Genomic DNA, 19,070 nt, shown 5'->3' with positions numbered 1-19,070 from the left:
CGACGGCAACTATTAAAACCAAAACGATGTCGCAATTCTGGTGGGTAAATCACAGTCAGACCGCCCGCCAAGAGATCGACGGGCAATATCTCTGGTCGCCCAAAACTCAGAAGAATGGGGCACGCAGCGAGTTCTACAAAAATATGCGTCGGGCGACACCTGGTGACCTCGTGTTGTCTTTTTTCGGTCAAGCCGTGCGCTATATTGGTCGGGTAGCGGAGTTTGCATTCACAGCACCGAAACCACCGGAGTTCAAGAACACTGGAGCCAATTGGAACGAGGAAGGTTGGCTTCTCCCGGTGTATTGGGCGCCGCTCCTGCCGACGGTGCGCCCGTCGGACATAATTGGCGAATTGGGTCCGCTTCTGCCTCCCCGATACTCGCCCATCGACCCAAACTCCGGATCAGGCCGTCAAAACGCCTATCTCGCGAGCGTATCGCAAGAGGTGTTTCACACAATTGTCGCGGGTACAGCTTTCGACCGCGAAGCTCTGAGGCGTGGTGGCGCAAACAGTCTCACTTTCGAAGTCGTCAATGAAATTTTAGAGGACGTGGTTGAGCGCCGTATCCGAGACGACCTCCAACTCGAGGACACTGTAAAGACGAGCGTCATTCAAGCTCGTCGCGGCCAAGGTAAATTTCGTTCCAATGTCGAAGCCATGGAGCGCTCGTGCCGACTCACAGGGGTCACCAATCCCTCGTTGCTGATTGCAAGCCACATCAAGCCTTGGCGCCTATGCGCTTCCGCGCAGGAGCGCTTGGACGGCATGAACAGGCTGCTCCTCACGCCTGATGCCGACCACCTCTTTGACCGTGGCTTCATCAGTTTTGAAGATAGCGGGCAGGTCCTCATATCCCAGCGCGTCGACAAGACTGATTTGCGGCGGCTCGGTTTCGAGCAATTGGTGATGCAGAGTTTCGGCTTTGCCGAAGCCCCCGCCGTCTGGCGCACTAGCACCTTCACCCCGCCGCAGCAGGCTTACCTCGCTCACCATCGAGAGGATGTGTTTGTGGCATAGCTCCCATCAACTGAGCGGTCAGCCGTCAGGTCCCCCTACCTCGCCGCCCCCTAAAACACCGCCTTCTCCAAGACCGGCTCCAGTGATTCAGCAAATGGCGTCGCCAGGTGGTGCCGGTCGCGGAAGGCGAGTTGGCCGTTGATGAACACGTGGCAGGTTTGGGCGTCGCAGAACTGGCTGGTCAGGTCGACATAGGTGGCGCCGGGCACGCTGCGCACGACGTCGCGCTCGGCCGCGGCGATGTCGTCGTTCGCCGCCGCGTCCCTCGGCGTGTCGCAGACTTCAGGCACCTGCCCGCGCCACAGCGCCCGCGCCACGCATTTGTCGGCATAGCTTCCATTGTAGGGAACGTCCCGGATTACCGCGACCTTGATCCCGGCCCGGCTGAATGCCGCCAGCGTCCAGCGCAGGCCGGCCTTCCACTCCTCGTTCCAATCGGCGTGCTTCAGTTCCTCGGGCGATTCCTTCATCACATTGCCGATCGAGAATTCCGAGATCACCACCATGTGCGGGTGCAACGCGATAATGTCCTTGACCGATTGCTCCCGCCACTGGTCGCATTCGGTGTAGTCGCGCTTCAGCCGCCAGTTCCAGGTCGTCACCCGCGAGGCACGGCAGGACGATTTGAGATAGGTGACGAGGCGATAATTGTTCTTGGCCGCCGCCTCGATCAGCGGCGTCGACCAGTGGTCGGCATGCGAATCGCCGAACAGCGCAATCGAGCGCCCGGCGTCCTTGTTGCCGAACACGCAGGCCTTCGGCGTCACCGTCTCAAAGGAGAGAATACAGCCGGCCGCGCGCGCCGTGGACGGCTGCGCGGCGCTGGCGGCAATGCTGCGCTGCTCAGGGTCCAGATCGTGGACGGCAAGCCTGGCATTGGCGTAGGCGGCTGCGACGCCGGTGCCGGTCAGGAGGACGGCCGGCACCAGCGCCCGCGCCGCACTGGCCATCAGCCAGCCATTGCGGCGGATCGGGTTTTCGATGACATGATAGGTGAACCCCGACAGCGCCAGCGTCAGCGCCAAGCAGCCGAGCCGCTGCAGCGGCGAAAGTTCCGGCGTCAGCATCGTGGCATACACGATCACCGGCCAGTGCCAGAGATAGAGCGAGTAGGAGAGTTTGCCGACCCATTGCAGCGGCGCCAGCGCCAGTGCCTCGATCGGGCTTTTCTTAGCGCTCTCCTGCTGCGCGTGCGCCGCTCCTGCCAGCAGCAACAGCACGGTGCCGGCCACCGGCACCAGGGCGAGGAAACCCGGGAAGGGCGTTTCGTCGCTGAAGGAAAGATAGGCGCCGGCAATCAGCGCTAGGCCGAGCCACGCCAGCGGCGTGGCGAGCCGCGGGCGGTTTTGCCAGACTTGCTGCGGCACCATGCTGGCCAGTCCGCCGGCGGCGAACTCCCAGGCGCGTAGCGGCGAGAAATAGAAAGCCCAGGGCTGCGAGACCGTGGTGAGCCACGCGCAGACGGCGAACGAGACGAGGCCGGCAATGCCGATCACCAGGATCGCGCCGCGCTTGCCGGGGCGCAGCCATGCCGCCAGCACAAGCAGCGCCGGCCAGGCGACATAGAACTGCTCCTCCACCGACAGCGACCAGAAATGGACAAACGGGTTGCTGGCCGCATCGGCGGCGAAATAATCGAACGACCAGCGGATCAGCCACAGATTGATCATGTAGGCCGAGGCGAACATGGCGCCTTTGGAATAGAGCGATTGTTCCTCCGGCGACAGGATGAAGGCGCCGGCCACCAGTGTGGCGAGGATGACGAACAGCGACGCCGGCAACAGCCGCCGAGCGCGCCTGGCATAGAACCGCCACAGGTTGAGCCGCCCGGTCTCGGTGATTTCGGCAAGCAGGTGTTTTGTGATCAGATAGCCCGAGATGACGAAGAAGATGTCGACGCCGGTGAAGCCGCCGGGCAGGCCGGTGAAGCCGAAATGAAAGGCGATCACGCCTGCCACCGCCAAGGCACGCAGTCCTTCGATATCGGGCCGGAACGATGCTGACACGATTTGCCACCTCGTGCTGGTGCATGACCCCGCCTCGGCGAGTAACGATCGCGCCGGGATCATACGTGCGGCAGCTTTGCGCCCAACGGGACACGGCGCTGCAACCGTTGACAGTCGGACGAAGACTCCGCCCTATGGGTCGATATCGCAATGCAACAAATCTAACGCAGTGCAACATTGGAGGAGGCGACGCCGCTGATCTCCCCCCTTGAGGGGAGATGGCCGGCAGGCCAGAGGGGGTCGGTTCGACCGGACTGGCCCAATCCTGCAAGTGAAGGCAGGCGCTCCACGCGCGGCGACCCCCTCTGTCGCCTTCGGCGACATCTCCCCCTCGATGGGGGAGATTAGCTCCCCGCCTCCTTCGCCAAATCTCCGACATCCGGGGTCGGCCCTTGCGTTGCCCCCGTCACACGCATCGGCTATCCAACCGGCAGCCATGCAATTCAAACGGAGCCTCCCATGACCAACACCACCATTTTCAAATTCGGCGCTGTCGAGCATGCCGAGGGCGGCGACTTGCCGGGCTGGATCGTTGTGGCGGGCCGACCGACCATGCAGACCGCCGTGCAGCACACCACCGCCGATGGCAAGGTGCTGTCGGGCACCTGGCGGGCCTCGCCCGGCACTTATCACGCCACCTACACCGACTATGAGTTCGTGCACATGATCGCCGGCCGCATCATCATCACGCCCGATGGCGGCACGCCGGTCGAGGTCGGTCCGGGCGATGCGTTCGTGGTCGAAGCCGATTTCAAGGGCACCTGGCAGATCATCGAGCCGGTAACCAAGCACTTCGTCGTCAAGCTTACTTGATCGACGTCGTCAAGCTTGCTTGATCGCGTCGTCAGGGGTGTCTGATCCGTGCCGATACACGTCGGCCGGCGCGGTTCATCGCCAGCGTCCCCCTCGCCCAGCAGGGGGAGGGGGACGTAGCGAAGCGAATATCGGTTAAGAGGGCGTCACCTCGTTCGCTTCGAACCGATGCGGATCGAAAAGCTGAGACGATGGCGTTCTGCGGAGCCTGGTCGAGAGAACGCAGGCCAGGTCTGCTGCCGGGTCGCCGGCGCGTCAGCCAAGAGCGAGCGGCGCACTTCGAGAGTGCATGCCGCCCGTCCGGCGCCGGGCCGTCAATGCTGTTGTTACGAAACCCCCCAGCCCCGTCTCAACCGCCACGGCCATGGGCGTGACCCATGGCTTGCTATACGCATGCAGCACCGCGGTCTGTCAACGCCGCCCGCGATGGCCGCGGGGGGTCGCCTTTGCACCTCCCGGCCAGCTTCCAACCGGCCTCGCGCAAGCCATTCGCCGCTACAAAATGCACTTGAAATGTTCCGGGTGTTCCGGCCGCTCCGGAGCGGCCCTTTGGCGCGACAGAGGTCGCGATCTAGGCGATTGGATGAATTTGTCTTTCGCGGCTGAAACGTTTCAGGAGCCGGTTTGTAAACCTGACTTTTTTTGGGTGTATTTCCCTCACGTCAGTTTTGCACTCCAGCCGGCCCGATCGACCCGCCGGAGGGCAAGCCTCAGGGGCCTGCGTCGGCGCTCTGAGTCTCTCGGACCGACGGGCGCCGGACCATGCCGCTGACGACATAGGCCGCCGCGCCCAGCGCCGTGATCCAGAAGCTCGTCGGCCAGTCGGTCAGGAAGGCGAGCGTCAGGCTGATCCAGGCGATGATCACGGCAAGCGCGATGGACGCCAGCACGCCGGCTCCGACGCCGCTGGTAAGCCTGAGCGCGGTGGCTGCAGGCGCCACCATCAGCGCGAAGACGAGCAGCACGCCGACGATCTGCACCGCCTCGGACGTGGCGACGGCGACCAGCACCATGAACAGGGTCGAGACAAGAGTGAGCGGCACGCCGCGCGCTTCGGCGAGTTCCGGCTGCAGGCTGGCGAACAGCAGCGGCCGCGCGATCAGCAAAAGCGCGACAAGGATCGCCACCGCCAGCACCGCAAGCACGATAACGGTGCGCAGGCTGATGCCCAGCACATTGCCGAACAGCACGTTGGTCGCCTGCGAGGCGAAGGCGGTGTAGAAATGCAGAAACAGCAAGCCCAAGCCGAGCGACAGCGTCAAAACGATGCCGATGGCGACGTCGCGATGCGCGCGTTCGCCGAGCAGGCCGATGCCGATGCCGGCGGCGACGGTAAACACGGTGAGGCCGAGAAACGGCGACAGCCCGATCAGGCCGGCGCCGGTGGCGCCGGGAAAGCCGACATGGGAGAGCGCATGACCGGCGAAGGTCTGGCCCCGGAGCACGAGGAAATAGCCGACCGCGCCCGAAACGATGCCGACGATGGTGCAGGCATAGAAGGCGTTGCGCATGAATTCATAGTCAAAGATCGTGGACATGCGCCCCGCTCTCCAGTTCGACATCGTCGGCCATGACGAAGATGCGGCCGGCAACCCGCACCACATTGATATGCGTGCCGTAGAGTTTCGACAGCACCGGACCGCTGATGACCTCGTCGACGGAGCCGATCGCCGCCTTGCGGTTGCCGAGATAGAGCACGCGGTCGACGGCGCGCAGCAGCGGGTTGATCTCGTGCGAGCAGAACAGCACGGCAATGCCGAGCCGCTCGCCGATCTGATGCACCAGGTCGATGATCGCGCGCTGATGGCCTGCATCGAGGCTGATCAGCGGCTCGTCGAGCAGCAGCAGTTGCGGATTGCCGATCAAGGATTGCGCGATCAGGATGCGCTGGCGCTCGCCACCGGAAAGCTCGCCCAAGGGACGGCGCGCGAGGCTGCCGGCGCCCACCTCTTCAAGTGCCTTCCACGCCGCCTCCTTCTCGGCAGCCGATGCGACGGGCCAGCCCCAGCGATGCCCGCCGGCGGCACTCAGCACGAAGTCGAGGCCGCTGACGCCGACATCGCCAAGCGCGCGCCGCGCCTGCGGCATATAGCCGATGTCGGCGTTGCCGCGCGTCGGCGATTTGCCAAGCACCGAAATGGCGCCGCCGGCCGGTTTGATCAGGCCGAGAATGGCGCGCAGCATCGTCGTCTTGCCGGCGCCATTGGCGCCGAGCAGGCCGACAAAGGCGCCTTGCGGTAGAGAAAAGGAGACGTCGGATAAAACCCGGCGTCCCCCATAGGTCAGCGTGACCTTGTCGAATTCGATTGCGTTCATTTAGTCACATTCATTCGCAGTCACATTCATTGTGTGCGGGCGGCGAGCGCCTTCTGGACCGCGTCGATCTGGCCGCCCAACCAGGTCTGGATCGTCTGGCCCGCCGGTTCCGTCTCGGTGACGCCGATGACCGTGACCTTGTTCTGCTTGGCGATGTCGAGCAGCCTTGTCGTTGCCTCGTCGGTCACCTGCGAATTGTAGAACAGGATCTTGGCCGAGCCGTCCTTCAGGCTGTTTTCGAACGCCGCCACCTGCGTGGCGCTCGGCTCCGCATCGTTCATCAAGGCCACCTGGAAATCGTAGTTCAGCATCTTGAGACCGAGCGCTTCCGCCATGTAGCCGAAGACCGGCTCGGTAGCCGTCACCTCGGTGCCGGCATAGGTGTTCTTGACGTCGGTGATTTCCTTGTCAATGGCCTCGAGCGAGGTCTGGAATGCCTTCAGGTTCGCCTCATAATACACGGCATTGGCCGGATCGCGCTTGGCAAGGTCGGCGCTCAGCGCCTTGGCGATGGCCGGCAGCGTCGCCGGGTCGTACCACAGATGCGGGTTGTCGCCCGACTTCTTGCCGATCAGGTCGGCGGCGACGATGGTCGTGCGATCCTTGGCTGTCGAGGCCGACAGCAGCTTGTCCATCCACGGATCGTAGTCGGCGCCGTTGTAGATGACGATCTTGGCGTCGGCGATGGTGCGCGCCGTCGACGGGCTGGTCTCGAACAGATGCGGATCGTCATCGGGATTGGCCAGGATGCTGGTGACGGTGACGTTGCTGCCGCCGATCTGGCGGGCAAGGTCGCCATAGAAATTCTCGGCCGCCACGATGGTCAGCTTGTCTTCGGCGCGGGCAGCCGTGCCGGTCAAAAGCGGCACCGCGACGAGCAGCGCGGCGAGAAAGGGAATGCGACGCATCCGTGGTCTCCTTGCAGTCTGAAATGTATGTCGCCGGAGAGGCGGGCTGTGTAACTGTATAACAGTAACAATATAACGTTTGCGTCGAAAATACGGCTGATGTCAATGGGCTTTTCGAGCCGCGCAGTTTTTCACGCGCACAAAACCGTGAGCGGCCTGCGCCGATCAGGCGGAGCCACTCATGCCTGTCGGCTATATGCGAAAGGGCAGGCGATCGCCGGCACCGCGAGGCCGCCGCGAGCACACCGGTCGTGGCGGTATCCTGATGAATTCGCGGCGGGTAAGTTCCTTGCTTGTTGCCGTCAGTTTTGCGGACGCCTTCCCTCCCACGCGTCCTGCAACAGGGCGCGGATTGCGGCGCGGTCGAAAGGCCGCGGATTCCAGTATGGGTTCCTGGTCGCGATCTCAGCGGCGCGGTCGAGATCGGCCTGCATGAGGCCGAGTTCTTTCAATGTAAGGGGCGCGCCGACCGCCCTGGCGAAATCGTGGAGACCGCTACCGGCGCTGCCGCCAAACAAGTCGGCGACCGGCTTCAACAAGTCGGGCACCGCGACGGCGTTGAAGCCGATCGTGTGCGGCAACATCACCGCATGCGTCTCGGCATGCGGCATGTCGAAAGAGCCGCCCAGCGTGTGACAGATCTTGTGATGCAGCGCCATGCCGACGGCGCCGAGCACCGTACCGCACAGCCAGGCGCCGTAAAGCGCATCGCCGCGTGCATCGATATTTCCAGGCTCCTTGGTCAACACCGGCAGCGCCGCCGTCATGGCGCGCAATCCTTCTTTCGCCATCAGGGTGGAAATCGGATGGCGATCCTGCGCGTAAAGCGCTTCGGCCGCGTGCGCCATGGCGTTGAGTCCTGACGCGACGCTCATCGCTATCGGCAGGCCGACGGTCAGCTCTGGATCGTAGATCACCACTTCCGGCAGGATCCTTGCGTCACGCATTGTGGTTTTTTCGCCGTTCTCGGTCTGACCGAGGATCGGCGTCACCTCCGAGCCGGCATAGGTGGTCGGGATGACGATCTGCGGCAGGTCGGTGCGCCAGGCGATCGCCTTGCCGAGACCGGTGGTCGAGCCGCCGCCAAGCGCGACAACGCAGTCAGCGTTGACCTCGGTCGCCTTGGCCATTGCCGTTTGGGTTACCTCGACCGGCGTGTGCATGGCGGCGCCCGAAAAGGTGCCGGCCGCCAGCGCGCCGAGGGATTTGGCAAGCGCCTCGCCGTCGGCAGCCCGATGCGGCGTCGACAGCACCAGCGCGCGATTGCAGCCGAGTTTTTCGATCCAGGTGCCCACCTCGGACGACGCGCCATTGCCGAAGACAATATGCGCAGGGCTGCCGGAGTAGGTGAACGTCCTTGTCATGCCGATCCGCTCCCTTTGCATATTATCACTGTGACGGAGCCGAAATCGAGCGACCAGCTCTCGCCGCCGGCGACATCGTTTGCGTCGTCACCGTCTCGCAAGCGGGGCCTGATCTCTCCCGCGTACTCGCAAACGTATCGCCTTGACCACAAAAACGTCAAAAAAGTATCAGTGAGGTGGACACACCGTGGTGGCGGCTGCATGAATTGCCGCCTAAGCTTCGATCACTGCAGAGAGCGGCAAACGCGGCCTGCGGGAGATGGCACTGCAACTGGTCGCATGACCGGACCGGCGCCGGGAGGAACTGACATGAATCCGGACTTGGAAGTCGTCCAGATCAGACGCGGCGAGTCGTTCAAGGCCTGGGCCCACGGCTACCCCTTCCACACGGTGCGCTGGCACTTCCACCCCGAATACGAAATCCATCACGTCGTCGCCACCACGGGCCATTATTTCGTCGGTGACTTCATCGGCGAGTTCGAGCCCGGCAATCTCGTGCTCACTGGCCCGAACCTGCCGCACAATTGGGTTAGCGACGTGCCGGCAGGCGCCAGCGTGCCGCTGCGCGGCCGCGTCGTGCAATTCTCGCAAGAGTTCATCGCAGACGCCACCGCCGCGTTGCCGGAACTTGCCGGTTGTGAAAACATTCTCGAGCTCAGCCGCCGCGGCGCGCTGTTCTCCACCGCTACCGCCAAGCTCGCCGCACCTGTGCTGGCCGAACTAGTCGAGGCGCAAGGCGTTCGCCGCATCGCGCTGTTCATGGAGCTGATCGATATTCTGAGCCGCGCCGCCGATGTACGGACGCTGACCAGCGCCAGCTATCTGCCGGATCCCTCAGGCTTCATGTCGGCCGGCGTCAACAAGGCGCTTGCCTTTATCAACGCCAACCTGACCGAGCCGTTCAGCGAAAGCGATCTGGCGGCGATTGCCGGGCGCAGCCCGAGCGCGTTTTCGCGCAGCTTCCGCCGTCATACCGGCATGGCGCTGGTTCAGTACGTCAACCGGCTGCGCATCAACCTTGCCTGCCAGTTGCTGATGAGCGAGGCCGACATGCCGATCACCGAGATCTGCTACGCCGCCGGCTACAACAACATCTCGAATTTCAACCGCCAGTTCCTGACCCAGAAAGGCATGTCGCCTTCGCGCTTCAGGGCCCTGCTGGCGGAAAACGTCAGCGCGGAGATTGCCGCCTAACAGGGAGGACCGGGAGGAGCCTAGACATTTACTGAGGTAAGAACGCGGGGTGCGTTGGAGGCGCCCCGTGCTGGAGATCGCTTGTCCCGAAATCCAGAGATATCAAGAGGATGCGCAGCACGGATCAAGTGCTCCGTTGTTCCTCGCAACAGCCGACTGCAGTCAAGGCCCGGCGCCATGTGGTGTCCAAGGCTTCATGAAACCATTCCTTGAAACGGAGCTATCGAAATGACCAGATTTGCCTGGAAATCGACGGGAGCCATCGCGCTCACTCTTTCTCTTCTTGGCGGCACCGCTGCCTTTGCCGCCCCGGTTACCGACGCCACGGTCGCCTTCTTGATGCCCGACCAGGCCTCGACGCGCTACGAGCAGCACGACTATCCCGGCTTCGTCGCCGAGATGAAAAAACTCTGCCCCGGCTGCAAGGTGATCTACCAGAACGCCGATGCCGACGCCTCGCGCCAGCAGCAGCAGTTCAACTCGGTGATCTCGCAAGGCGCCAAGGCGATCGTGCTCGACCCTGTCGACTCGACCGCCGCCGCCTCGCTGGTCAAGCTGGCGCAGAGCCAAGGCGTCAAGGTCATCGCGTATGATCGCCCGATCCCGACCGCACCTGCCGACTTCTACGTCTCGTTCAACAATGAAGGCATCGGCAAGGCCATTGCCGACTCGCTCGTCGAACACCTCAAGGCGCTGAAGGTCGACCCCGCCAGCGGCGGCCTGCTGCAGATCAACGGATCGCCGACCGACGCGGCCGCCGGGCTGATCAAGAAGGGCATCCATTCCAGCCTCGACAACAGCGGCTACAAGATCCTTGCCGAATACGACACGCCGGAATGGGCGCCGCCGAAGGCGCAGCAATGGGCAAGCGGCCAGATCACCCGCTTCTCCACGCAGATCGTCGGCGTCGTTGCGGCCAATGACGGCACCGGTGGTGGCGCCATCGCCGCCTTCAAGGCCGCCGGTGTCGATCCGGTGCCGCCGGTGACCGGCAACGATGCGACCATCGCCGCCCTGCAGCTGATCATCGCCGGCGACCAGTACAACACCATCTCCAAGCCGAGCGAGATCGTTGCGGCGGCTGCAGCCAACGTCGCCGTCCAGCTTCTGTCGGGCGAGACGCCGAAGGCCGAAATGACCCTCTACGACACCCCGTCGCAGCTGTTCACGCCGGCGGTGGTGACGCAGGAAAACCTCAAGGCCGAGATCATCGACAAGAAGATCAACACCGCCGAAGAGCTTTGCGTCGACCGCTATGCCGAAGGCTGCAAGAAGCTCGGCATCACAAAGTGACAATGCAGGTCGCCCCAAAAGTGCGCAGCGGTTTTGGGATAACGACATGCATAAAAGGATGACCTAGAATCCTGATCCTGCTTTCCGGCCGCCCTTGCGGCGGCCGGAAGTTCGCAGTCACTCTTGACCGCCCATCCGGAAAGGTTTGCCACCATGTCTGACATCTCTGACGGACCGGTTTCGGCAGGCGAGCTGGTGCTCAGCCTGCGCGGCATCTCGAAGAATTTCGGCGCCGTTTCGGCGCTCACCGATATCGATCTCGATGTCCATGCCGGCGAGGTGGTGGCGCTGGTCGGCGACAATGGCGCCGGCAAGTCGACGCTGGTCAAGATTCTGGCCGGCGTCCACCAGCCGAGCTCGGGCACCATCAATTTCCGCGGCAGGCAAGTGACGATGCCCGACCCGAGCGCCGCGCTGACGCTCGGCATCGCCACCGTCTTCCAGGATCTCGCACTGTGCGAAAACCTCGACGTCGTCGCCAACATCTTTCTAGGCAAGGAGATCAACCCGCTGCGGCTGGACGAGGTGGCGATGGAAATTCGCGCCTGGACGCTGCTCAACGAATTGTCGGCGCGTATTCCAAGCGTCCGCGAGGCGGTCGCCTCGCTGTCCGGCGGCCAGCGCCAGACCGTGGCGATCGCCCGCTCGCTGCTGCTCGACCCCAAGGTCATCCTGCTCGACGAGCCGACCGCCGCTCTTGGCGTCGCCCAGACGGCGGAAGTGCTGAACCTCATCGACCGGGTGCGCGAGCGTGGGCTCGGCGTGCTGATGATCAGTCACAATATGGAGGACGTGCGCGCCGTCGCCGACCGCATCGTCGTGCTCAGGCTCGGCCGCAACAACGGCGTCTTCGAACCCGACGCCTCGAACCAGGAACTGGTCAGCGCCATCACCGGCGCCGCCAACAATGCAGTGTCGCGCCGCGCCGAACGGCGCAAGGCCGCCGAACAAGCGCACAACCAGGAGCAGCGGCCATGAGCGCGGAGCCCAAGCAGGACACCTCTTCGTCGACGGCGCTCGACCGCAGCGACGTCCGCGTCAAGCACCAGGCCGGCGTCGGTGGCGCCATCAGCGCCTTCTTCGACCGCGTCCGCTCCGGCGACCTCGGCTCGCTGCCGGTCATCGTCGGCCTGGTCATCATCTGGAGCGTGTTCACCGCCCTCAATCCGGTGTTCGTCTCGTCGAGCAACCTCGTTAATCTGTTGTTCGACTGCTCGACCGTCGGCGTCATCGCGCTCGGCATAGTCTGCGTGCTGATGGTCGGCGAGATCGACCTGTCGGTCGGCTCGATCAGCGGCTTTGCCTCGGCCATGGTGGGCACGCTGTGGGTCAACCAGGGCTGGCCGGTGGCGCTCGCCATCCTCGCCGCGATTGCCGTCGGCGGTTTCATCGGCGCGCTCTATGCCTTGCTGTTCAACCGGCTCGGCATGCCAAGCTTCGTCTCGACGCTCGCCGGCCTGCTCGCCGTGCTCGGCCTGCAACTGTATATTCTGGGCTCCACCGGCTCGATCAATCTGCCCTATGGCTCGAACCTGGTGAATTTCGGCCAGTTGCTGGTCATGCCGGACTGGCTGTCCTATGCACTGGCGGCATTGCCCGGCATCGTCATGCTGATCAGCGGCCTGCGCACCGTCAGCCGCCGCCGGGCCGTCAATTTGTCGGCGCCGTCTGTCGGCGGCCTCATCGTGCGCGTCGCCGCCCTGACCATCCTGCTCGAACTGATCGTCGGCTATCTCAACCAGGCGCGCGGCATACCGTGGATGTTCGGCCTGTTCGTCGGCCTGGTGGTGGCGATGAACTATGCGCTGACCCGCACCCAATGGGGCCGCTCGATGACCGCCGTCGGCGGCAACCGCGAAGCGGCGCGCCGCGCCGGCATCAAGGTGCGCTCGATCTACCTCAGCGCCTTCGTCATGTGCTCGATGTTTGCCGCCCTCGGCGGCGTGCTGTCGGCGGCGCGACTGGCCTCGGCCAGCCAGCAGGCCGGCACCGGCGACGTCAACCTCAACGCCATTGCGGCGGCGGTCATAGGCGGCACCAGCCTGTTTGGCGGCCGTGGCAGCGCCTATTCCGCGCTGCTCGGCATCATCGTCATCCAGTCGATCGCCAGCGGGCTGACCTTGCTCGATCTGTCATCGTCGCTTCGCTACATGATCACCGGCGCCGTTCTGGCAATTGCGGTCATCGTCGACTCCCTGGCACGCCGCTCGCGGGTTTCCCACGGCCGCGCCTGAACGCAACCGCAATCGATACGAGGATAGAATGGCTCAGGATTTGAGTGGAAAGGTCGCGGCGATCACCGGCGCCGCGTCGGGCATAGGCCTGGAATGCGCGAGAGCGCTGATTGCCGCCGGCGTTCGCGTTGTGCTCGTCGACCGCGCCGAAGACGCGCTGAAAAGCGTCTGCACCGAACTCGGTCCCGACGCGATCCCGCTGGTGATCGATCTGATGAAGCCGGCCAGCGTCGCGACGATGATGCCGCAAATCCTGGACAAGGCCGGCCCGCTCGATATCTTCCACGCCAATGCCGGCGCCTATGTCGGCGGCCCGGTGCTCGAAGGCGACCCCGATGTGTGGGACCGCATGCTGAACCTCAACATCAATGCGGTCTTTCGTTCCATCCACGCCGTGCTGCCGCATATGGTCGAACGCAAGACCGGCGACATCATCGTCACGTCTTCGATCGCCGGACTGGTGCCCGTGGTCTGGGAGCCGATCTACACAGCGTCGAAACACGCCGTGCAGGCCTTCGTCCATACGGTGCGCCGCCAGGTCGCCCCGCACGGCCTGCGCGTCGGCGCGGTGCAGCCGGGGCCGGTGGTGACAGCGCTGATCAGCGACTGGCCGAAGGACAAGCTTGAGGATGAACTGGCCAAGGGCGGCCTGATTCAACCGGTCGAGGTCGCCGAAGCCGTGCTGTTCATGCTGACTAGGCCACGGAACGTCACCATCCGGGACCTGGTGATCCTGCCGCAGAGCAATGATTTGTGAGGCAGTAGGCATTAGGCAGTAGGGAATGGGGAGAGGCTCTTGCAACTGGCCGTTCACTGCTGACCATCTCGCCTACTGCCTACTGCCTACTGCCTACTGCCTAACTTCTGAGGTTCCCCATGTCCCACTTCCTCGGCATCGACGTCGGCACTGGCAGTGCCAGGGCGGGGGTGTTCGACAGCAAGGGCGCCATGCTTGCCTCGGCGAAGCGCGACATCGCTCTGTTCATCGAGCCCGGCGAAATCGCCGAACAGTCGAGCGAGGACATCTGGCGTGCGGTTTGCGCCAGCGTGCGCGAGGCGGTGACCAAGTCGGGGCTCGCTGGGCGCGACATTGCCGGCATCGGCTTCGACGCCACCTGTTCGCTGGTCGTGGTCGGCAAGGACGGCGCGCCGTTGCCGGTCGGCCATTCCGGCGATGCCCAGCGCAACATCATCGTCTGGATGGACCATCGTGCGCTCGATCAGGCGCAGCGCATCAATGCCGGCAAGCACGCCGTGCTCGATTATGTCGGCGGCACCATATCGCCGGAGATGGAAACGCCGAAGCTGTTGTGGCTGTGCGAAAACCTGCCCGCCACCTTCGATGCCGCCGAGCATTTCTTCGACCTCACCGACTATCTGACCTGGCGCTCGACCGGCAGCCTGGGGCGTTCGATCTGCACGCTGACCTGCAAATGGACCTATCTCGGCCACGAGCGGCGCTGGGACGAAGCCTATTTCCGCGCCATCGGCCTCGGCGCGCTCGCCGATGAAGGCTTTGCCCGCATCGGCACCGAGATCGTCGAGGGCGGCACCGCGCTTGCCCAAGGCCTGACTGAGGCCGCCGCGGCCGATCTCGGCCTGCTGCCGGGAACGCCGGTTGCGGCCGGCCTGATCGATGCCCATGCCGGGGGAGTCGGCACGGTTGGCGGGCAGGGCTCGGTCGGCACCTTGCAGTCGCGCATGGCCTATGTGTTCGGCACTTCGGCCTGCACCATGGCCAGCACCAGCGAGCCGGCCTTCGTGCCCGGCGTCTGGGGTCCGTATTTTTCCTCGATGGTGCCGGGGCTTTGGCTCAATGAAGGCGGGCAATCGGCGGCGGGTGCTGCAATCGACCACCTCGTCGCTTTCCATCCGGCCACGGCTGAGGCATCCGCAAAAGCCAAGGCGGAAGGTCTCGGCCTGACCGCTTGGCTTGGTCAGCAGGCGGCGAAACAGTCCGCCGACCTGTCCGCAGTAGCGCACCTAGCCGATGGACTGCATGTCGTGCCGGAATTCCTCGGCAACCGCTCGCCCTTCGCCGATCCTGAGTCCAAGGCCCTGATCGCCGGGCTTGGCATGGACACGTCCCTCGACAGTCTGGTCGCGCTCTATGTCGCCGGCCTGCTGGGCATCGGCTACGGCGTTCGCCAGATCCTGGCGGCGATGGCCAAAAAAGGCATTGCCATCGACACTATCGTCGTCAGCGGCGGTGCGGCGCAAAGCGAGCTGGTACGTCAGCTTTTGGCCGACACCACAGGCCTGACCGTCGCCGGTTCGACCTCGCCCGAACCGGTGCTGCTCGGCTCAGCCATATTGGCTGCGGTGGCGGCGCAAAAATTTCCCGATGTGATCGCGGCGATGACCGGCATGTCGCGCATCGGCGACATCTATCGCCCGGCCGGTGGCGACCTCGTGCCCTGGCACGACAAGCGCTTCGCCGCCTTCGAATTGCTGCAGCAGGCAGGCCGGGCCATCCGCGATTGAACGGCTTCGCTCACGTCCAGAAATAGCGGACGATGTGGAAGAACACCGGTGCGGCGAAGACCAGGCTGTCGGCGCGGTCCATCATGCCGCCGTGACCCTCGATCAGGTGACCCCAGTCCTTGACGCCCTGGTCGCGCTTGATCGCCGACGCCACCAGCCCGCCGAGGAACCCCATCAGGCAGGCGATGGAGGCGACGCCTGCCGCCGCCAGCGGCGAGAACGGCGTCAGGAACGACAGCAGCGCGCCGAGAAGGCTCGATGCCACCAGCCCGCCGCCCAGCCCTTCCCAGGTCTTCGAGGGCGAGACGGAGGGCGACAGAAGATGCCTGCCGAACAGCTTGCCGAAAATGTATTGCAGCACGTCGCTGCCTTGCACGGTGATGATCAGGAAGGCGATGAGCAGGAGGTTGCGGCCCTCGAAACCGGGCACGTTGAGGGTCAGCAGCGCCGGCACATGGCTGACGCAGTAGACCGAGATCATGACCGCCCATTGCTGCGCGGACACGCGCTCGAGGAAGCGCTCGGTGTCGCCGTTGAGCGCGGTGACCGCCGGCATCAAGAGGAAGCAGTAGACGGGGATGAAAATGGTGAAGAGCCCGTACCAGGCGGTCCACACCAGCCAGTACTGGAAGGGAATGATGATGCCGAACATGCCGAGCAGCACCCAGTGGTCGCTGCGCCGGCTGTGCGTCAGCGTCACGAACTCGCGCAGCGCGGCAAACGAGATCAGCGCAAACAGGATGGTCATGCCGGTGCGGCCGAAGAAGAAGGCGACGGTGATCGCCAGCACCATCACCCACCAGGCGTTGATGCGCTGGTTCAAGTTGACGAGCGTCGAGGGCAGCGGCTTCGGCGCCCGCCATGAGAGGATACCGGCAACGATGCTCGCCATGGTCAGCACGCAGATCAGGCCGGCCAGCAGGATGACGGTTTCATGCATTGGCGGCAGTGTCATACGAAGTCTCTTTGCCTGGTCATGCTAGTGGTCCCGATCGGGACGCGGGTTGAGCGACAGCAGCGTCTGGCGCGCGCGCTCGAGGAAGGTGCGGCGTTCTTCGCCGGGCGCGATCGCCACCGGCGGACCGAAGACGACGCGGCACAGAAGCGGCACCGGCAGGAACTGGCCCTTGGGCAGCACGCGCGACATGTTCTCGATCCAGCACGGGATGAGTTCGACATCGGGCCGCGCCATCGACAGATTGTAGAGGCCGGAGCGGAACGGCAGCAGATCCGCCTCCGTCGTGTTGCGAGTGCCTTCGGGAAACAGGATCAGCGAGTGGCCGTCGTCGAGCACCGACAGCATGATCGAGATCGGGTGTTGCGTTTCGTCGGTCCACTGCCGGTGGATGAGCACGGACGACAGCATGTCCTGCGCGATGAAGCGGCGCAGCCGCGACTTGCCCCAATATTCGGCCGCCGCGATCGCATGGGTCCGGGCGCGCACCTTCTCACTCAGACAGGCCGACAGCAGGATGAAATCACCATGGCTGGCATGGTTGGCGAAGTAGATGCGCTGCCGCTCCGACGGCTGGCTGCCGTTCCAGATTGGTCTGACGCCGGTTACCACCCAGGCCGCCGCCGACAGGCCGACCGACGTCACCGTCTGCAGCAAGGTGAAGGTGTTGGCGCGCAGGTGAAGTTTTGTCATGGCTCAAACAAATGCTGCGAAAAGGGATGCCGCAGCAAACATGGCGAGCGCCATGCGCTGCCTTGTCAGCAGGCGGCGCGTGCCTGCCATGCGATGGTCGAGCGAGCGGCCGCCGGCAGTGGTGGATTTCAGGCGCATGCGCGCCAGCACATCGTCGACCGCGGCACCCCCGGCGGCCTCGCTGGCGTGGCTTGCCATCAGCCGGAACAGCAGCGCATCGAACAAAAGCAAGGCCGAAAGAGCCAGCGTGGCCACGGCGCTCGCCGCCGTGACCAGCCAGGCCGCCGCGGACAGCGCTGTCGTCTGCGGCCCGGCCACCAGGCCGATGACCGGCGCTGCCATCACAGCCGCCACCACGAGCAGGATCGGCCACACCGCCTGCACCATCAGTCCGGCGGCGAATATTTCGGCGTTCTCGGGAAAATTCTCGCCACTCATGCCGGCCAACTCATGTCGGTTCTTCCAGCCCGATCTGAAGATGCACGGGCCGGCTCAATGCGGCGAGTTTCCTGCGCGCCTGCGCGGCAGTGTGCGAGCGTCCGGTCACAACCAGCCAGTCGGCGACGACGGCTGCACTGCGCTGGAAGCCGAGCGCGCAGCAGACCAGGACGGTGCCGCGCCGGCGCGCCAGCTCGATCGCCGCCACCGCTCGCTCCAGCCTGTCGTGAGGCGGCGCCACGAGGTCGAGCATCGCGTAGCTGATCCAGCGGCAGGTCACGCCGCGCGGCCGTTCCATCTCGCCGGCAAGGTCGATCACTGTGCCGAAGCGGTTGGCCTCGTCGGCACTCGGAAACCGGCCGAGGAAAACACCGTCGGTGATCTCCGCTTGCGGCGCCAGTTGGCGGGTCCATACCCACACATTGATCCGGGCGCCAAGCCGGTAGGGCAGGAGCAGGATACGGTTGGCCAGTGAGACGCTACCATCGGCTGCCTTCTGGAACACTTTGGCGCCGGCCCCAGCATAGCCGAAGGCGACGATGGCCAGCGCCAATGCCGGCCACAACAGGATGAGAAAATCGGCGGAGACCAACGCGCCCTCGGCAGCGCCGGCCAGGGCAAGGGCCGCCCCCAGCCCGTAATAACCCGCCAGCCGCCGCGCCCTTGGGTCGGCGGTCAACCGAAAACCCCAGAATGGCAGCTCGCCCTTGGACGGAAACAGCCACAGCGCAAACAGGCCGAGCAGGGCGCCGGTCGGAATGTCGATGAAATGATGCTGCCAGGTCGTCAGCACCGAGGCGCCGATGAGAAAGCACCAGACGTGCCAGACCGGGCGGAGAATGCCGCCGAGACGGTGACGTGCCAGAACGTGACGCCAATGGTCCCAGATGATCACCAGGAGTGCGATGTGCAGGGATGGCGCCTGGTTGAACGGCTTGTCGAAACCACCGAGCACTGCAAACAGGAAACCCGGCAGGCCGGTGGTTTCCGGCCGCACGAATGTCGCCGTCAGCGGGAACGCGATGAAGCAGGCGACGGCAATGATCTGCGCCGAGAGATAACGGCCGGCGAGCCGGTTGACACCGCGCCTGGTCGTGTTGAGCAGCAGCGATAGGCCGTAGAACAGATTGATCGACCAATAGGGCACGATCGTCCAGGCGACGAAAGGGATGGCGTGTTCCCAGGCAAACATGATGCTGCCGACATGGTCGCGCCGCGACGCCAGCCAGTTGGCAAAGCCATAGGTCGAATAGAAGAACGGCGCCAGCAGCGCCAGCCAAAGGGCGGCCCTCAGCACGATGCCCAAATAGGGTTCCCGCGCCGGGGCAGGGTCAGTGACAGGCAGGGCCATGG

The 19,070-nt window shown here is 64.3% G+C and carries 17 protein-coding genes; 8 read left to right on the top strand and 9 right to left on the bottom strand.

From position 1 onward, the window contains the following. Positions 1–26: 26 nt before the first annotated feature. Complete coding sequence (locus X728_RS157955; RefSeq protein ID WP_023831081.1) at positions 27–1,019, top strand: HNH endonuclease signature motif containing protein; 993 nt, start codon at positions 27–29, stop codon at positions 1,017–1,019. Between the two features lie 50 nt (positions 1,020–1,069). On the opposite strand, the gene X728_RS157960 is transcribed toward X728_RS157955, so the two are convergent. Further along, complete coding sequence (locus tag X728_RS157960; RefSeq protein WP_023727022.1) at positions 1,070–3,025, bottom strand: acyltransferase family protein; 1,956 nt, start codon at positions 3,023–3,025, stop codon at positions 1,070–1,072. A gap of 459 nt (positions 3,026–3,484) precedes the next feature. Here X728_RS157960 and X728_RS157965 point away from each other — a divergent pair, with 459 nt between their 5' ends. Next, a complete protein-coding gene (locus X728_RS157965) occupies positions 3,485–3,838 on the top strand; it encodes a cupin domain-containing protein (protein WP_023824440.1) in 354 nt (117 codons plus the stop codon). Between the two features lie 710 nt (positions 3,839–4,548). On the opposite strand, the gene X728_RS157970 is transcribed toward X728_RS157965, so the two are convergent. The 4 genes from X728_RS157970 to X728_RS157985 form a co-directional block, all read right to left on the bottom strand. Next, complete coding sequence (locus X728_RS157970; RefSeq protein WP_196814115.1) at positions 4,549–5,376, bottom strand: metal ABC transporter permease; 828 nt, start codon at positions 5,374–5,376, stop codon at positions 4,549–4,551. Next, complete coding sequence (locus X728_RS157975; RefSeq protein ID WP_023688992.1) at positions 5,360–6,154, bottom strand: ABC transporter ATP-binding protein; 795 nt, start codon at positions 6,152–6,154, stop codon at positions 5,360–5,362. Before X728_RS157975 ends, X728_RS157970 begins: the two co-directional genes overlap by 17 nt. Positions 6,155–6,180: 26 nt before the next feature. Next, positions 6,181–7,062, bottom strand: a complete 882-nt coding sequence (locus X728_RS157980) for a zinc ABC transporter substrate-binding protein (protein ID WP_031195142.1) — start codon at positions 7,060–7,062, stop codon at positions 6,181–6,183. A 302-nt stretch (positions 7,063–7,364) separates the two neighbouring features. Further along, complete coding sequence (locus tag X728_RS157985; protein WP_023831080.1) at positions 7,365–8,426, bottom strand: maleylacetate reductase; 1,062 nt, start codon at positions 8,424–8,426, stop codon at positions 7,365–7,367. A 309-nt stretch (positions 8,427–8,735) separates the two neighbouring features. Here X728_RS157985 and X728_RS157990 point away from each other — a divergent pair, with 309 nt between their 5' ends. The 6 genes from X728_RS157990 to X728_RS158015 all read left to right on the top strand — a co-directional run bounded on the left by X728_RS157990 (position 8,736) and on the right by X728_RS158015 (position 15,631). Then, on the top strand, positions 8,736–9,620 hold the full coding sequence (locus tag X728_RS157990) for an AraC family transcriptional regulator (RefSeq protein WP_023695498.1): 885 nt from the start codon (positions 8,736–8,738) through the stop codon (positions 9,618–9,620). A 228-nt stretch (positions 9,621–9,848) separates the two neighbouring features. Next, a complete protein-coding gene (locus tag X728_RS157995) occupies positions 9,849–10,913 on the top strand; it encodes a sugar ABC transporter substrate-binding protein (RefSeq protein ID WP_023672498.1) in 1,065 nt (354 codons plus the stop codon). 153 nt (positions 10,914–11,066) lie between these two features. After that, complete coding sequence (locus X728_RS158000; protein WP_023688990.1) at positions 11,067–11,891, top strand: ATP-binding cassette domain-containing protein; 825 nt, start codon at positions 11,067–11,069, stop codon at positions 11,889–11,891. Next, positions 11,888–13,147: an ABC transporter permease gene (locus X728_RS158005; RefSeq protein ID WP_023672500.1), complete on the top strand. Its 1,260-nt coding sequence runs from the start codon at positions 11,888–11,890 to the stop codon at positions 13,145–13,147. Before X728_RS158000 ends, X728_RS158005 begins: the two co-directional genes overlap by 4 nt. A 28-nt stretch (positions 13,148–13,175) precedes the next feature. After that, positions 13,176–13,904 (top strand): SDR family oxidoreductase, encoded by a 729-nt coding sequence (locus X728_RS158010; RefSeq protein ID WP_023685460.1) that lies wholly within the window; start codon positions 13,176–13,178, stop codon positions 13,902–13,904. A 119-nt stretch (positions 13,905–14,023) separates the two neighbouring features. Further along, the gene (locus X728_RS158015; protein WP_023705149.1) at positions 14,024–15,631 is read left to right on the top strand and encodes an FGGY-family carbohydrate kinase; all 1,608 of its coding nucleotides are present in this window, start codon (positions 14,024–14,026) and stop codon (positions 15,629–15,631) included. A gap of 10 nt (positions 15,632–15,641) precedes the next feature. On the opposite strand, the gene X728_RS158020 is transcribed toward X728_RS158015, so the two are convergent. The 4 genes from X728_RS158020 to X728_RS158035 are packed head-to-tail and all read right to left on the bottom strand — an operon-like array spanning position 15,642 to position 19,068. Continuing rightward, positions 15,642–16,571: a phosphatidate cytidylyltransferase gene (locus X728_RS158020; RefSeq protein ID WP_031195140.1), complete on the bottom strand. Its 930-nt coding sequence runs from the start codon at positions 16,569–16,571 to the stop codon at positions 15,642–15,644. A 39-nt stretch (positions 16,572–16,610) separates the two neighbouring features. Beyond that, positions 16,611–17,279 (bottom strand): lysophospholipid acyltransferase family protein, encoded by a 669-nt coding sequence (locus X728_RS158025; protein ID WP_023672504.1) that lies wholly within the window; start codon positions 17,277–17,279, stop codon positions 16,611–16,613. A gap of 3 nt (positions 17,280–17,282) precedes the next feature. Beyond that, positions 17,283–17,717 (bottom strand): hypothetical protein, encoded by a 435-nt coding sequence (locus X728_RS158030; RefSeq protein WP_023688985.1) that lies wholly within the window; start codon positions 17,715–17,717, stop codon positions 17,283–17,285. 10 nt (positions 17,718–17,727) lie between these two features. Continuing rightward, positions 17,728–19,068 (bottom strand): phosphatase PAP2/dual specificity phosphatase family protein, encoded by a 1,341-nt coding sequence (locus X728_RS158035; RefSeq protein WP_023695494.1) that lies wholly within the window; start codon positions 19,066–19,068, stop codon positions 17,728–17,730. Positions 19,069–19,070 lie beyond the last annotated feature (2 nt).

The organism is Mesorhizobium sp. L103C119B0 (genome assembly GCF_000502235.1).
Taxonomy (GTDB): domain Bacteria; phylum Pseudomonadota; class Alphaproteobacteria; order Rhizobiales; family Rhizobiaceae; genus Mesorhizobium.
Note: the sequence above shows the minus strand (reverse complement) of the source record. Positions and strands in the feature narration are given on the sequence as shown.